We start from the raw sequence: 14,185 nt of genomic DNA, 5'->3' as shown, positions 1-14,185 counted from the left end.
GTTGGCACGTGTTCTGCACAACGTGCCTGTGAGCGAACCGGACCGGATCAAGGGGTCTTGCTTCAGACCGCGAGGGCAGCAGCAGCCATCCGAGCAATGTCCCTGGAAGTGAAACCAATCTGTTCCAGTGCCTCTTGATAAGCGATCAGGAAATCCTCGATGAGATCTTCCTTTTCCATCTTGAGAACTGCGGCATCGGCTGCCACTTGCTCGAGCATTGAGCGAATCAAGGGCAGATTGACCTTGTTGGCTTCCATCAATTCTTCGCGGCTCGCTTCGAGGTTGGCTTTGAGCCACTCCTGTCCGTAGTTGAGATGGGTGTATTCATCTTTCACCACACCCTCAGTGATCTTGCGCGCAAAGGGGTCAGCGACAGGGATATAGATGTGATAGGCGGAGATAGCAAAGGCCTCGATGAGTAACGCCTGAATCAGCAGACAGGTCACCACCTTTCCCTCTTTCAAAGCAGTCTGAAAATTGCCGTGAAGGGGCGCGAAAAAGTCCTTCGCGAAGGGCATATCCGCCTCTACGCCAAGGTTGCGACCGCAAGACATGAAGCCCTTCATATGCTTCATCTCCATCCTGGCCAGTCGCGCCAGTTCATCGGCCTGATCGGGGATCAGCGTGCCGAGGGAGATGTAGTTGTCATGCGCCTCTTGCTCGCCTTCGATCACGATCGCGTTGATACGGCTATACGCGTCCTTGTAGGCCTCGCTGGAGAAGTCGGGGAGCGCCTGGGTGGATCCAGCCTGCTCGTCCAGAACGGCGACCTCGGAGGTGACAGGGGTCGGCATGGATCTTTCCGAATTAATCAATGCGACCGACTGTAACCAGAGCCACCCGTTATGGATGCAAGGTTGATGGTCCTCGCACACGCCTGGCATCGGCGGTAGGGGGCCAATCAGAGACCATCAAACTGCTGAAAAGGCTGCTCCAATGGTCTATGAGGGCGGTGTTCAGACGGTGCCCGAGCGAGGCGTCGGCTTTGCGACTGTCTCCGACAACTCCGCTGTTGCTGATGTCGGCTGTGAACCAGGCATAAGGGGCAGCACCCTCGAGGCTCCACCCATCCGGCGGGGGTACGGCGGATTGGAGACCGTCGCAGGGACGCTCCGGTCCGACAAGTTCGGGGGCGAGGGCCAGCATCAGACTGGTTTCTGCCAGCCCTGCGTGCAATCCGTTCTGTAGCTCCTGGCTGGGGATCAGGGCCTCGAGCCCCGCGACACCACTCCAGAGAAAGCAGGGCAACACAGCCATCGATGGAGCTCGGGCCGCCAGCTCCCTGGCTGCGGTCTGCAGCAATCCAATCTGCCCGCCATGGGCATTGAAAAGAACTAGTCGCTTCACCCCCTGGTCTGCCAGCTGCTCCCCCACCTCAACAACAAGGCGAATCAACAGATCGGCACTCAGGCTCAAGGTGCCAGGAAATCCTCGGTGTTCAGGAGAGAGACCAATCGACTGAGGGGGGAGCGCCCAGATCGGCCACGCGTCCGGGAGCGTCTCCAAGACACGGGAAAGGATCCGCTCCGCGAAGAGAGCATCCGTCGCGAGAGGCAGCTGAGGGCCGTGCTGTTCCAGCGCTCCGAATGGCCAGACCAGCGTTGAACGTGGGTCGCGCAGCCGCGACGCTGCATCAGGCCAATGCAGGTGATCCAAGCGTCGCGATCTGCGGGAGTCTGAGCACTCCATCGACTCTTCACCATCTCCTGTCAAACTGACCGATCAAGGACGACGGGTCCCATGGCCGGCACAGAACGTCAGAATTCATCTTCAGAACCCCGCAAGGCAGCGACTCCCTCGGCGCAGCCGCCGAAAAAGCCCTTGCAGGTCATGCATATCAGTAAGCGAGAGGAGCAGGACCGTCTGCGCCGTGATGCCGAAGAAGCAAGAGCCGCGGCAGATGCTGCGGCAGCGAGGGCAGAACAACTCGAACAGGCGGCCCTCGAGGCAGGCACATCCCTTGCACCTCCGCCCCAGGCCGCCGCTCCAGCGGCTCCCCGCGCCGCAGAGCCGGAGGTGCGCCGATCCCCCGACCATGACGATTTCGGCGGGATGACCATGGCCGATCTCATGGGTGGATCGGAGTCGCGTCGGAAGCCTGCAGAGATGCAGCAGGCCTCCGGAGGACTTCAGCGCAGTGTGGATGATTTCGATTTTGATGAGGATGCCTTCCTGGCTGCCCTTGACGAGAACGAGCCCGTCGGCACCACGGGCGATGTGGTTACGGGAACGGTGATCGGGATGGAAAGCGATGGCGTGTATGTCGACATCGGCGGCAAAGCACCTGGCTTCATGCCCAAAAGTGAGTGCGGCCTTGGCGTGATCACGAACCTCAAGGAGCGTTTTCCCAAAGGCTTAGAGATCGAAGTCCTGGTGACACGGGAACAAAATGCCGACGGCATGGTCACCATCAGCTGCAGAGCCCTGGCACTGCGTAAAAGCTGGGACAAGGTGAAGCAGCTTGAGAAGGAGGGCAAGGTGGTGCAGGTGAAGGTGAGTGGCTTCAACCGCGGAGGCGTCACCTGTGATCTCGAGGGCCTGCGTGGCTTCATTCCCCGATCTCAGCTCCAAGAGGGCGAGAACCACGAAGCTCTCGTTGGCAAGACTCTTGGTGTTGCCTTCCTTGAGGTCAATTCCGAAACCCGAAAGCTTGTGCTCTCGGAGAAAAAAGCCGCAACGGCGGCCCGTTTCGCCGAACTGGAAGTCGGCCAGCTGGTGGAGGGCCATGTGGCTGCTGTTAAGCCCTACGGACTGTTCATCGATCTCGGAGGCATCAGCGGACTTCTCCACCAGTCGATGATCACCGGCGGCAGCCTGCGATCACTTCGGGAGGTCTTCGACCAAGGCGACAGCGTCAAAGCGCTCATCACCGAGCTCGACCCTGGACGGGGACGGATTGCCCTCAACACCGCCATGCTGGAAGGGCAGCCCGGAGAGCTTTTGATCAATCGCGACACCGTGATGGCCGAAGCTGCCGAACGTGCCAACAGGGCTCGTAACGTCCTCAGGCAGCAGGAACAGTCAGCTGGATGATCACCCCTCCACAGACAGTCGGTAATAACGGAGAACGATCCTCGGCGCCGAAACAGGCTGACTGGGAACTCGACTTCTACTCGAGACCCATTCTTGAAGCCGATGGCAAAAAGCGATGGGAACTCCTGGTCACAAGCACTCCCACCCCTTCAGCTCCGGACTGTTTTCGGTTTGAAAAACGCTGTCCAGCTGGTGATGTGAACTCCACCTGGTTGGCTGCAGCTCTGCGCGAAGCCTTGGGCACCGCCAACGAACAAGGGTGGATGCCGCCAAGACGTTTGCGCACATGGCGCAGCGCGATGCGCACGATGGTGCAACGCGCTGCCAGCGAGCTCGGCCTGGAAATGATTCCAAGCCGAAGAACCTACGCACTCCTCGACTGGTTGGAGGAACGGGAACGGGATCTCTATCCCCTCGATGAGGGATTCATGGCTGGCCCGCTCGCTCCACCTCCCGCTCCGATCGCCACGCCTCCATTGCCCTTGCCTGAGGCCGTCCGGGGAGACGCCTGGGGTTGGGCAGCCCTGCCGCTGGGAAGTCTGCGTGAAGCCGGCGAATGGCCCATGGGATTCAACGGTCTTCTACCGATTCCAGAGGCGATGGATCCTGAGCTGCCGGTCCCAGGCTTGCGCCTCTTCAGCCAAACCCGCGCCCTTGCTCTGGCCGGCTGGGTGGGAGGCTTGGAGCCCGTCCGGCTGCGCGTGAACGCCCAGCAACTGATCCTTGACGCCGGGCAGGATGACAGTTGGCTTGTTAGCGATCTAGGCCAAGGTGAGGCCGATCAGTGCCGTGATGCCCTGATGGACTCCGTCAGCAGGTCCCGCGGCCTGCAGTTCATCTCCGTGCAGACCACTCCCGACAGCCAGCGGTTTGACGGGTTCTGGATGCTCAGGGATCAACCCGAGGCCTAAGCGTGGATCCAACCCAAAGCAACGACCGCTGCTTCAATGCTCTCGAGCAGTGGACCTGGGTCGGCTGTTATGGGGGGTACTACCTCACCTCTGACCTCCTGCACGCAGCGGGGTTTGAGCATGGTTTTTTCACCCGTCGCTGGCAAGGCCGGGGACCTGACGAGCTCGCCGGTTACCTCTCGGCAGGCGCCAGTGTGCATCGTCCTCAGCAAGTGCATGGCAACGTCGTTCTGCCAGCATCGAAAGCAACTGAATCCCCCTGGCCTGAGGCCGATGGGCTGGTGAGCGATCAAGGCGGGCAAAGTCTCTGGGTCTGCGGTGCTGACTGCACGCCTGTACTGATTGCCGATCCGGACAGCGGTCACGTCTCGGCCTGTCACGCCGGGTGGCGAGGGGTGGCCAGCCGGATTCTTCCGGGAGCGGTCTCTCAACTGGAAGCCCTGGGTGCCCGAAGGGATCGCCTCCTGGTTGCGATGGGCCCTGCCGTAAGCGGAGAGCTTTATCAGGTTGAAGAGACTGTGGCTGAGAAGATTGGAGCCTCGTTAGGGAGTCGGCAGGCATCCTTCCAGGTCCTGGAACAGAGCGGAATCATTCGTGAGGATCCCGAGGACGGTCGCTGTCGCCTCGATATCCGCAAGGCCGCCTTCTCCCAACTGGTGGACTGCGGCCTACAAGCTGACAAGATCAGCCTGTGCCCGCTCTGCACAGTCAGCGAACCCGACCTGTTTCACTCCTGGCGACGGGATCAGGTGAAGGCGGTGCAGTGGAGTGGCATCGTCGCTCAAGCCGCGGCCTGATTCCGGCACCATCATTCCGAGGGTCGCTCCGAGAGGCGCAAGGCCACAGCTTCAGCCGCCCGAATTCCGTCAATGGCAGCTGACAGGATCCCCCCTGCGAACCCAGCCCCTTCACCGGCGGGAGTCAAACCCTGAACGTTGATCGACTCCAACGCTTGATCGCGCGGAATGCGCAGTGGAGACGATGTTCGCGTTTCGATAGCCGTGAGCACCGCATCGGGGTGGTCGTATCCAGGGAGTTGCTTCGCAAAGGCCGGCAGGGCCTCCCTAAGCGCAGCAATCATCGACGCTGGCAGCAGGTCAGCGAGGTCGGCAGGACGCACACCTGGCTGGTACGACGGTGCAACAGAGCCCACTCCCGTTGATGCACGGCCCTCGAGCAGATCCTGCAAACGCTGGATGGGGGCGCTGTAATCACCTCCTCCCAGCTCGAAGGCCCGACCTTCAAGCGCGCGTTGAAATGCCATGCCTGCCAGAGGATCCCCATGGAAACGTTCATGGGGAGCCAGGTCATCATCCGAGACCGGGATGACGAGCCCACTGTTGGCGTTGCGCTCATTGCGGGAATGTTGGCTCATGCCGTTCGTCACAACACGGCCTGGCTCAGAGGTTGCTCCCACCACAAATCCGCCGGGGCACATGCAGAAGCTGTAGACGCAGCGGCCGTTACCGGCGTGATGCACCAGCTTGTACTCGGCGGCACCGAGCAGGGGATGACCAGCACAATCACCCCAGCGAGCACGATCGATCAGTGCCTGAGGGTGTTCGATGCGTACGCCGATGGCAAAGGGTTTGCGTTCCAATGCAACACCAACCCCCTCCAGCATCTCGAAGGTGTCTCTGGCCGAATGTCCCGGCGCCAATACCAATTGGTCGCATGCCAGATGCGTGCCATCAGACAGTCTCACACCGGAGAGCTTCAACGGTTTCTCTGCCGAGGGTGATCCTGGTTCGATCTCCAGTGCATCCACCCTGCTTCCGAAGCGCACTTCACCACCCAGGGCTTCGATCCGCGCTCGCAATCCCCTCACCACTGTGGCGAGCTTGAAAGTACCGACATGGGGTCGGTGCAGCGTGAGGATCTCACGGTTGGCACCACAGGCGACGAGTTCCTCCAGCACCTTCCTGCCGTAATGGGCAGGATCACTCACCTGGCTGTAAAGCTTTCCGTCGGAGAAAGTTCCAGCCCCTCCTTCGCCGAACTGCGCGTTGGATTCCGGCTGGAACGCCGAGGTCCTTCGCCAGAATCCGAATGTATCGGCACTGCGCTGCTTCACTGGCTGCCCCCGCTCCAGCAGCAGAGGCCGAAAGCCCATCTGAGCCAGCAGAAGGGCCGCGAAATAGCCGCATGGGCCAGCTCCGATCACTACAGGTCGATGCTGCCCACTGGTTTCTTGGGAAGGTGGAGCCTGAGTGACGTAGTGATAGCGCTCATCGGGACTGCGACGAACCCGACGGTCCTGGGCACACCGACGCAGCAGAGCATCCTCTCCACGCACCTGCACGTCCACGCTGTAGATCAGGCGAATCCGATCGCGTCGACGCGCATCGATGCTGCGTTTCACCAGATGGCGCTCGAGCAGGCGATCCCGTGGAATTTTCAGGCAGCGAAGAACGGCCCGTTCCAGATCCTCCTCCGTGTGATCAAGCTCCAAACGAAGCTCGCTCAGCCTCAGCACAAGTCCGCTCTCCCGGGTCGTCCCCCTTGAAAACCTACCGACCGGGGATCCGACGGGTCGTGGCCTGCCCAGAAGGTGGTTGGCCCGGACGCTGCATCAGATCGCTCGCTGCGCCGATCAGACGCACAGGTTTTCCGCTTAGACGATCCTCAATGGCTTGGCAAAGGGGTTTCGGCTCTTGATCGGGGTCCAGCCAACCCAGTGGATCCCTCGTTCCCTCCGTCGAGACCGGTGGGGGTGTCAGAGAGGACAGGGCCATCAACCGAGCCGTATCAAATCCAGACGCCGCCAGCAGTGTGGGCTGCTCTCCACGTGAACGGCGATAGATGGAAGCGAAGTCAACCCAACCAGGACCATGGGCCGGCTGATCGAGAATCAACTGCGGCCAAGACCGTTCGGAAAGATCCTGAACGCGGTGATGGGGCAGCAACCAGACCCGAAGCAGGGCCTCGGGTGTTTGTCCGAAACGGCCTGAAGACTGAGCCTGATCAAGTTGCTCGGCCAAGGCACTGTCATGGGCTGCGGCCAAAACGATGGCCTGAGGTCCCTTCCAGGCCACATCGTTGACCAACTGTTCCAGAGCAGCTGTATCACCTGGGTTCACCGTCTGTACCAGGGATGGTTCGTAAGAGTCCACGATTCCGCCTTTCCCCTGAAAGGCGGAAACAAAATGCTCAGCTTGATCGGCACTCCGATCCGTTGGATCGGCCACCAGCATCACCCGTCGAATGCCTTGGTCGAGAAGGTCATCGGCCAGTTGATTCAGATCCTGCTGATAAGGCGGAACAACCGGATGGAGACGTCCTTCAGGATCGAGTTCAGCGAGGCTCTCGAGGGATTCTCCACGCTGATAGGGGAGGAGAACCCCAAGTTTGCGCTGGCTGGCGAGCTGGGAATAGATGGCCAGATCAGCAGAAAAAGGAGCCACCAAAACAGACACCTGCTGACCAAGAAGAGCCGATGGGTCATCTCCTGGAGCAATGGACAACCAGTCCACAGAGGCAGGTTCAACGCCACAAGCTCTGACCTGATCCAGACCAAGAGCAAACCCGCCCATGAATTCAGCACTCACGCCGGCCCCGTCACCGTGGGCAATGGCAACCACGGTGGATCGCGACGAGGCACTGGCAGACAGAGACTGGCAACCGATCAGCGTGGCAAGCAGAACAAATCCGGATTGCAGAGAGCGGAGGACACGAGACTGACCAGCCATACCCTCCTTAAGTCGAGACACCGCAAGAGGTTCATCCGATGCAGGGACCTTTGAAGGTGCTTCAGAAGAATGGGTCATGGCCAAACGCCCCCAGGATCTGAAGCTAGAGATTTCAGCCTGGGTCGTCGGGTTTTGTCACAGGATCCTGCTGCGTCTCTGGAGGATCCCCCTGAATCAGCAGAGCGAGACCACCTGCCAGAACCAGCAGAGCTCCCATACCCACCGCAAGCGGTCGATTGCCGGAGGCGGCGTCACCCCAGATCGCCGTACTGAAGAATGCAGAGCCGAGCAGGAAGCACGGGACCATCACGATGCCTGAGGCGATTCGGTTTTGTGCCATCTCAAGCGGGGGGACAGGTTGTATGGGCCAGACCCTCATTCACCAGAGCAGCACCCAGATCCTGGTCAGCACCGATCGGCGTCACGCGCGCAAGGAGGAGACCATCGGCGCTTCCCTCCGGACGAAGATTGACGCGACGGCGACGGGGAAGGGTCTGGCGCAACCAATCGACGGCCTGTTGCTGGTCCTCCGGCAACACCTCAATACAGGCCAGACGAACGCTGTAGTTGCGGTTGCGATCACCAACCTGAAGCAGTGTGGCTTCTCGAACCTGAAGGACCTCAGCAGCCTGGGTCAGCAAGGGTTGAACCACAAGCAGCATCAGCGCCAGTGCAACCCCCAAAACTTGACGCCCCATCACAGAGCGCTGCCACAAGAAGGGCAAAAGCGGTGATCACTGGAGGTGACGGCACCGCAGGCCGGGCAGTTGCGTTTGGGATCCATGGCCAGTTCAGGGTGCGAAGGAAGACCCACCATCTGAGCATTGCTGCAACCCGGTGGCACCATCGGATAACAGTTTTCTCCACGTCGGACATGCACATCCACAAGGGTGGGGTGAGGCGAGGCAAGGGCTGCAGCCAGTCCCGACTTGAGCTCGGCACGGTCCACAATCTTCATTCCCTCAACGCCAAAGGAGCGCGCCAGCATCTCGAAATCCGGCATTCCTTTCAGCATGTCTGAGGCTGAATACCGCTCCTCATAGAAGCTTTCCTGCCACTGGCGGACCATGCCCTGCCAGTGATTGTTCACGATCACCACCTTCACCGGCAGGTCGTACTGCGCGAGGGTCCCAAGTTCCTGAATGTTCATCAGAACACTGGCATCTCCTGCGATGCACACGACTCTCCGATCGGGACAAGCCACCTGGGCACCCAGTGCCGCAGGCATGCCAAATCCCATCGTTCCCAGCCCAGCGCTGCTGATCCAACCTCGAGGCCCGTTACGCAGGTACTGGGCAGCCCACATCTGATGCTGTCCTACGTCGGTGGTGACGATGGCATCGGACGCCAGATCTCTGACCGCCAGAAGCACCTCTTGGGGGTAGATCGGTCCTTCAGAAGGGGGAATGGTCAAGGGGTAGCGCTGTTTCCAGTCCTTGATCCTTTCCAGCCAGGCTGCGGTGCGCAGTTCAGGACTCTGTTGCAGGCTGAGTTCAACGAGTGCCGCCAGGCTGGCGCCAACGTCCCCGAGAACCGCCACATCCGCTCGCCTGTTCTTGCCGATTTCAGCAGGGTCGATCTCAAAGTGGATCACCCGTGCCCGGGGGGCGAAGGTGTCGAGTTTGCCGGTCACGCGGTCATCGAAACGCGCTCCCACCGCGATCAGCAGGTCACAATCGGTGACGGCGAAATTGGCGTAAGCGGTGCCGTGCATGCCGAGCATGCCCAGCGCCAGGGGATGATTCTCATCAAAGGCCCCCTTGCCCATGAGTGTTGTGGTCACGGGGAGCTGATAGCGCTCAGCGAGCACCCTCAGACTGTCGTGGGCTGAAGCGGCGACGGCCCCACCACCCACGTACAACAAGGGACGGTTGGCCGTTTTGATCAACGCAAGTGCGTCAGCAACAGCAGCAAGATCCGGAGGGGGTGTGGCTCTAAAACCAGCAGGAATGACCGTCCCCGGCTCGACGGGCAGGTAGTCGAACTCCTCCTGTCCGACATCCTTAGGAATATCGATCAGCACTGGACCTGGGCGCCCTGAGGCGGCGATGTGAAAGGCCTGAGCGACCACCGAAGCAAGATCCGCAGGATCGCGAACCACCCAGGAATGCTTCACGATCGGCAGGGTGATTCCGAAGATGTCGGTTTCTTGAAAGGCGTCGGTACCGATCGCCGTTCGGGGGACCTGCCCGGTGATCACCACCATCGGAACGGAGTCCATCTGCGCCGTGGCGATGCCGGTGACGAGGTTGGTAGCTCCCGGTCCTGAGGTACCGAAACAAACGCCGACACGACCGGTTGCCCGCGCGTAGGCATCGGCGGCATGGGTTCCACCCTGCTCATGCCGAACAAGCACGTGGCGCAGCCACCCTTCGCTTTCCGCCACATGAAGAGCGTCATAGATGGGGAGGATGGCCCCGCCTGGATAGCCGAAGATTGTGTCGACTCCATGGCGACGCAACGCATCCATCAGGGCATGGGCACCGGTCATCCGGCAGCCATCCCCATGTCCGGACGCTGCATCGACCTTGGGAGCGGAGGTCAGCGTCACAGCGGCATCACGACATACTGATCTTCAAGATTAAGGTTCAACCGACCTTCCTGCCCAATGGAGGAAGTGCTCTGTGGCAAGCCTTAGAGAAGACCGAGAGCATGCAACGGTCCGTGGCCGCTGATCAGCTCGAACAGGAACGCGGAGAATCCGAGCATTGCCAGGCGACCATTCCAAACTTCAGAGCTGTTGTTCCAGCCCCATTCCCATTTCTCCTGGGGATACAGCTTGACCTTTGTGGGCAGCTCTGCTGCAGCGTCAAGACTGACTTCAGGACCTTCCAAACTGGTCGTAACGAGATCCGCCAACCCTTCAATAAACGGCGGATAGGTATCCAGAGCGCGGACACGCCGGAAATTCACCACGCCAGCTTCAGTAGCCAACTCTCGGTACTCAATATCGATCTCCTCCAGGGTTTCGATGTGCTCACTAACAAAGCTGATCGGCACCACAACCAGGTCGTTGATCTTGGCTTTGCCAAGTTCCTCGAGCGCCTCCTCGGTGTAAGGCTTGAGCCATTCCACCGGGCCAACCCGGCTTTGATAGGCGAGGGTGAAAGGATTCTCATGACCCATCAGCTCGCCTAACGCCTTCATGATCAAATCCGTGCAGGCTTCGATCTCCTTCTGGTAAGGATCGCCGGCCTCCTCGACGTAACTCTTGGGAACACCATGGGCGCTAAAAAACACATGCGCCTTGGTGGGGTCATCGCTCTGACGCACGTCCTCGGCGATCAACTCGGCCATCGCCCGCACATAACCCGGATGATCAAACCAACTGCGGATGCATCGGATCGGTAGCTTTTCGAAGGCCGCGTCTCCCTGCCTCAGCCTTTGAAGCTCGCGAAAGCTGGAGCCACTTGTGCTGATGGAAAAATGTGGATAAAGGGGCAGAACCACCACCTCGTCCATGCCATCCGCTTTGATGTCGGCAACGGCGGATTCAGTGAAGGGATGCCAGTAGCGCATGGCCACGTAGCTGGTGGCATCAATTCCGCGCTGACGCAGCACACTCTGAAGTTCTCTGGCCTGCTGCTCTGTGATTCGCCGCAGCGGTGACCCTCCGCCAATCGAGCGGTAGGCCTCCTGAGACTTGCCGCTACGCAGGGTGCTGATCAACCAAGCCAAGGGCTTCTGCAGCGCGGGGATGGGCAACCGGATGATCTCCGGGTCAGCGAAGAGGTTGAACAGGAAGGGGCCTACGTCCTGAATGCGCTCGGGTCCACCAAGATTCAGCAGTACGACGCCGACGCGGGACATAGCAATCACACCGGGTTCAGGGGGTTGAGCGTAGCGGCCATTAACGCGATCCTTGGCGTCGGCGACACATTTATGGAGTTCGAGAAGGCGCTGAATTCCGCCAATACCCGTTTGGCGGCGCAGGGATCGAAACTGCGAATCGAGCAACGCGGCTCCCGCTTGAACCTGCGCGGCGTGCTGCCGTTGCGTTTGAATCCAGACCAGACAAAGCTCCAGCGCATCAGCCTCGGCGTCATGGCCGACCCCGCTGGGCTCGACCATGCCCTCAATGCCGCATCCCTGGTTCGACTGCAGATCGATCAGGGATGCTTTGACTGGTCAGCCTGGTCATCCCGCCGAAGCGACGCCAACGCACTGGAGCCCACCCAGGCGGTCGACGCCGCCTTGAAGCGCTTCGAAAAAGCCTTTTTCAATGATCCCAGGCGTCGCCGTTCTCCATCTGGCAGTCGCACAACCTGGAGCGGTGCCTACCTTCCTTACCTACGTCGTCTCTCGCATCAGTCCGATGGCGGCACCATCAGCGCCGATCTGCTGCTGCAGACTCTCATGAGCTACGAAGACGGCAGCCGCAGTCGCCAGCAATGCGCCACAGCGCTTGCGGCCCTGGCCCGCTTCCTGGAGATTCCGCTCCCTGACGACTGGCGTGAAGAGGCCGGCGGTTATGGCTTGCACCGAGCCCGGTTCCGCCAGCTACCCACAGACCGTCAAATCCTCGAAGCCGCACTCACCATCCCGAATCCAAGCTGGCGCTTGGCCTATGGCCTGATGGCCACCTACGGACTTCGCAACCATGAAGTGTTCTTTTGCGATTGTTCCGCCTTAGCCGAGGGCGGAGATCGCGTGCTGAGAGTCCTGCCCACCACAAAAACAGGCGAGCACCAGAGCTGGCCGTTCCATCCCGAGTGGGTCGAGCGCTTCGGCCTTCAAGAGCTGGCCGACAACCCCAAAGCGCTGCCGGCAATCCGCACCGACCTGCGCAAGACCACCCTGCAGCAAGTGGGGCGGCGGGTGAGCGAGCAGTTCCGCCGCTACGCACTGCCGATCACCCCTTACGACCTGCGTCATGCCTGGGCCGTGCGCACCATTCATATCGGCCTACCGGACACCGTTGCCGCCAGGATGATGGGCCACTCGGTGGCGATTCACACGCGCACCTATCACCACTGGATCACCCGCCGTGATCAGCAGCAGGCGGTGGATGCGGCCTTGGCCCGTCATCGAGCCTGACTCCCCTTCCCTGATGTCGTCATTCCTGCGCCCCCTGGCCTATCGCTATCGCTGGATTTACGACGCGGTCACGGCAGTGTCATCCCTGAGCGTGGGCGGTGTGGAGAAGCTCCGAGGCTTAGGCCTTGAAGCCCTGCAACCGCATCTGCCAACTGGAGCTGCCGTGCTGGATCTCTGTTGTGGCAGCGGCGAAGCAGCCGCCCCCTGGCTCGCAGCGGGCTTTGCCGTAACGGGTCTCGATGTCTCCCCTCGTGCCTTGCAGCTGGCCGCAACTCGCCACCCGATGCTGCAACGCGTGGAGGGCCTTGCCGAAGAGCCCCCACTCCGTTCCGAGAGTTTCACCGCCATCCAACTGAGCGTCGCCCTGCATGAATTTCCCCGCCGTGAGAGGGCAATGGTGTTGGCCAGTGCTCTCCGCCTGCTCCAACCCGGCGGTTGGCTCGTGCTGGTGGACCTGCACCCGGCCGGCCCCTGGCTGCGACTGCCTCAGCAGATCTTCTGTGAGCTGTTTGAAACGGACACCGCGACCGCCATGCTGGAGGACGATCTGCCCTCCGAACTTCAAGAGCTTGGTTTCACATCTGTGAAGCAGGAGCTTCTCGCAGGGCAGGCACTGCAGCGGATCACCGCGATGCGTCCCATCCAAACCGAACAGCCATGAGCACGAAGGATCTCGACCAATCGGCAGCGGAGCTGGGCATGGGCGGAAAGCTTGCCCCTGAATCAGACGATGCCGGTTATCGCAAACGGATGGAGCGACGTCAGCAGGTCCAAAAACAGCGGGTGGAAGAACGCAACAAGGAAAAGGGCCTGATTCTCGTGTTCACAGGCCAGGGCAAAGGGAAAACAACGGCAGGACTGGGTCTCGTCTTGCGCACGCTCGGTCATGGTGAGCGAGTGGCCATCGTGCAGTTCATTAAGGGCGGCTGGGAACCAGGAGAAGCACGGGCGCTGAAAGCGTTCGGCGACCAGGTGCGCTGGCATGCCCTAGGCGAGGGCTTCACTTGGGAGACCCAAGACCGGGAACGGGATCAGCAGCTGGTGGAAACGGCCTGGCAGACAGCCCTGGAGTATCTGCGTGATGCAGCAGTGAAGCTGGTGCTGCTCGATGAATTGAACGTGGCTCTGAAGCTGGGCTACATCGATGCAAACACCGTGATTAACGGGTTGAGGGAACGGCCCGCGCTGACCCACGTGGCCGTGACGGGGCGCGGCGCGCCTACAGAGCTTGTGGACGCAGCCGATCTGGTCACAGAAATGACCCTGATTCACCACCCGTTCCGCGAGCAGGGCGTCAAAGCGCAGCCTGGCATTGAGTTTTAGAGATCACTGTCGGTCGAGATCGCTGCGCAACAGCCCCATCGCTGCTGTCAGCACTGACAATCCACTCACCAGGAGTGCACGGTGAACCAGTGGGTCACGCCAGCAGGAAGGGTCCTGGCTGGCCCGATCAAGGGCCGAAAGGGTCAGACGGGCCATCACCGAACTGCGTGCGCCGTTCTCCTCAGCCATGGA

The 14,185-nt window shown here is 60.6% G+C and carries 15 protein-coding genes; 6 read left to right on the top strand and 9 right to left on the bottom strand.

Features of this window, described 5'->3' with window-relative positions; genetic code table 11:
- Positions 1 to 62 precede the first annotated feature (62 nt).
- Complete coding sequence (locus SynPROS71_RS03680) at positions 63 to 794, bottom strand: aldehyde oxygenase (deformylating) (RefSeq protein ID WP_186597849.1); 732 nt, start codon at positions 792 to 794, stop codon at positions 63 to 65.
- Between the two features lie 49 nt (positions 795 to 843).
- Positions 844 to 1,689, bottom strand: coding sequence for a creatininase family protein (locus SynPROS71_RS03675; RefSeq protein ID WP_186597848.1), 846 nt, complete (start codon positions 1,687 to 1,689; stop codon positions 844 to 846).
- A gap of 51 nt (positions 1,690 to 1,740) precedes the next feature.
- Here SynPROS71_RS03675 and SynPROS71_RS03670 point away from each other — a divergent pair, with 51 nt between their 5' ends.
- The 3 genes from SynPROS71_RS03670 to pgeF are packed head-to-tail and all read left to right on the top strand — an operon-like array spanning position 1,741 to position 4,741.
- The gene (locus tag SynPROS71_RS03670) at positions 1,741 to 3,033 is read left to right on the top strand and encodes a S1 RNA-binding domain-containing protein (RefSeq protein WP_186596714.1); all 1,293 of its coding nucleotides are present in this window, start codon (positions 1,741 to 1,743) and stop codon (positions 3,031 to 3,033) included.
- On the top strand, positions 3,030 to 3,944 hold the full coding sequence (locus SynPROS71_RS03665; protein ID WP_186596712.1) for a Tab2/Atab2 family RNA-binding protein: 915 nt from the start codon (positions 3,030 to 3,032) through the stop codon (positions 3,942 to 3,944). Before SynPROS71_RS03670 ends, SynPROS71_RS03665 begins: the two co-directional genes overlap by 4 nt.
- 2 nt (positions 3,945 to 3,946) lie before the next feature.
- Positions 3,947 to 4,741: a peptidoglycan editing factor PgeF gene (gene pgeF / locus SynPROS71_RS03660; RefSeq protein ID WP_186596710.1), complete on the top strand. Its 795-nt coding sequence runs from the start codon at positions 3,947 to 3,949 to the stop codon at positions 4,739 to 4,741.
- An 11-nt stretch (positions 4,742 to 4,752) separates the two neighbouring features.
- On the opposite strand, the gene SynPROS71_RS03655 is transcribed toward pgeF, so the two are convergent.
- The 6 genes from SynPROS71_RS03655 to hemH form a co-directional block, all read right to left on the bottom strand.
- On the bottom strand, positions 4,753 to 6,420 hold the full coding sequence (locus tag SynPROS71_RS03655; RefSeq protein ID WP_186596708.1) for an NAD(P)/FAD-dependent oxidoreductase: 1,668 nt from the start codon (positions 6,418 to 6,420) through the stop codon (positions 4,753 to 4,755).
- Between the two features lie 34 nt (positions 6,421 to 6,454).
- A complete protein-coding gene (locus SynPROS71_RS03650) occupies positions 6,455 to 7,711 on the bottom strand; it encodes an ABC transporter substrate-binding protein (RefSeq protein ID WP_186596707.1) in 1,257 nt (418 codons plus the stop codon).
- A gap of 34 nt (positions 7,712 to 7,745) precedes the next feature.
- Entirely contained in the window at positions 7,746 to 7,973 is a 228-nt protein-coding gene (locus SynPROS71_RS03645; RefSeq protein ID WP_186596705.1) for a GIVxVP protein, read from the bottom strand.
- Position 7,974: 1 nt separating this feature from the next.
- A complete protein-coding gene (locus SynPROS71_RS03640) occupies positions 7,975 to 8,331 on the bottom strand; it encodes a nuclease (protein WP_186596703.1) in 357 nt (118 codons plus the stop codon).
- Positions 8,331 to 10,184: a biosynthetic-type acetolactate synthase large subunit gene (gene ilvB, locus SynPROS71_RS03635; RefSeq protein WP_186596701.1), complete on the bottom strand. Its 1,854-nt coding sequence runs from the start codon at positions 10,182 to 10,184 to the stop codon at positions 8,331 to 8,333. Before ilvB ends, SynPROS71_RS03640 begins: the two co-directional genes overlap by 1 nt.
- A gap of 83 nt (positions 10,185 to 10,267) precedes the next feature.
- On the bottom strand, positions 10,268 to 11,443 hold the full coding sequence (hemH, locus tag SynPROS71_RS03630; protein ID WP_186596699.1) for a ferrochelatase: 1,176 nt from the start codon (positions 11,441 to 11,443) through the stop codon (positions 10,268 to 10,270).
- 72 nt (positions 11,444 to 11,515) lie between these two features.
- Between hemH and SynPROS71_RS03625 the strand changes: the two genes are divergently transcribed.
- From SynPROS71_RS03625 to cobO, 3 genes are read left to right on the top strand one after another with little or no spacing between them, the layout of a single operon-like run.
- Complete coding sequence (locus tag SynPROS71_RS03625; RefSeq protein ID WP_186596697.1) at positions 11,516 to 12,670, top strand: site-specific integrase; 1,155 nt, start codon at positions 11,516 to 11,518, stop codon at positions 12,668 to 12,670.
- A 13-nt stretch (positions 12,671 to 12,683) separates the two neighbouring features.
- Positions 12,684 to 13,331 (top strand): class I SAM-dependent methyltransferase, encoded by a 648-nt coding sequence (locus SynPROS71_RS03620; protein ID WP_186596695.1) that lies wholly within the window; start codon positions 12,684 to 12,686, stop codon positions 13,329 to 13,331.
- On the top strand, positions 13,328 to 13,993 hold the full coding sequence (cobO, locus tag SynPROS71_RS03615; RefSeq protein WP_186596693.1) for a cob(I)yrinic acid a,c-diamide adenosyltransferase: 666 nt from the start codon (positions 13,328 to 13,330) through the stop codon (positions 13,991 to 13,993). The genes SynPROS71_RS03620 and cobO overlap by 4 nt, the downstream gene beginning before the upstream one ends.
- 3 nt (positions 13,994 to 13,996) lie before the next feature.
- Here cobO and SynPROS71_RS03610 read toward each other — a convergent pair whose 3' ends face one another.
- Positions 13,997 to 14,182, bottom strand: coding sequence for a hypothetical protein (locus SynPROS71_RS03610; protein ID WP_186596691.1), 186 nt, complete (start codon positions 14,180 to 14,182; stop codon positions 13,997 to 13,999).
- Positions 14,183 to 14,185: the final 3 nt, after the last annotated feature.

It is taken from the genome of Synechococcus sp. PROS-7-1 (genome assembly GCF_014279795.1).
Lineage (GTDB): Bacteria > Cyanobacteriota > Cyanobacteriia > PCC-6307 > Cyanobiaceae > Synechococcus_C.
This window is presented reverse-complemented; position numbering and strand designations above follow the sequence as displayed.

Excerpts from the sequence above, each read along its gene's own strand:
- SynPROS71_RS03640 (WP_186596703.1), bottom strand. The coding sequence starts at position 8,331 with ATGGGGCGTCAAGTTTTGGGGGTTGCACTGGCGCTGATGCTGCTTGTG.
- cobO (WP_186596693.1), top strand. The coding sequence starts at position 13,328 with ATGAGCACGAAGGATCTCGACCAATCGGCAGCGGAGCTGGGCATGGGC.
- SynPROS71_RS03675 (WP_186597848.1), bottom strand. The coding sequence starts at position 1,689 with ATGGAGTGCTCAGACTCCCGCAGATCGCGACGCTTGGATCACCTGCAT.
- SynPROS71_RS03650 (WP_186596707.1), bottom strand. The coding sequence starts at position 7,711 with ATGACCCATTCTTCTGAAGCACCTTCAAAGGTCCCTGCATCGGATGAA.
- SynPROS71_RS03680 (WP_186597849.1), bottom strand. The coding sequence starts at position 794 with ATGCCGACCCCTGTCACCTCCGAGGTCGCCGTTCTGGACGAGCAGGCT.
- SynPROS71_RS03645 (WP_186596705.1), bottom strand. The coding sequence starts at position 7,973 with ATGGCACAAAACCGAATCGCCTCAGGCATCGTGATGGTCCCGTGCTTC.
- SynPROS71_RS03625 (WP_186596697.1), top strand. The coding sequence starts at position 11,516 with ATGGAGTTCGAGAAGGCGCTGAATTCCGCCAATACCCGTTTGGCGGCG.
- SynPROS71_RS03670 (WP_186596714.1), top strand. The coding sequence starts at position 1,741 with ATGGCCGGCACAGAACGTCAGAATTCATCTTCAGAACCCCGCAAGGCA.
- SynPROS71_RS03620 (WP_186596695.1), top strand. The coding sequence starts at position 12,684 with ATGTCGTCATTCCTGCGCCCCCTGGCCTATCGCTATCGCTGGATTTAC.
- SynPROS71_RS03610 (WP_186596691.1), bottom strand. The coding sequence starts at position 14,182 with ATGGCTGAGGAGAACGGCGCACGCAGTTCGGTGATGGCCCGTCTGACC.
- hemH (WP_186596699.1), bottom strand. The coding sequence starts at position 11,443 with ATGTCCCGCGTCGGCGTCGTACTGCTGAATCTTGGTGGACCCGAGCGC.
- SynPROS71_RS03665 (WP_186596712.1), top strand. The coding sequence starts at position 3,030 with ATGATCACCCCTCCACAGACAGTCGGTAATAACGGAGAACGATCCTCG.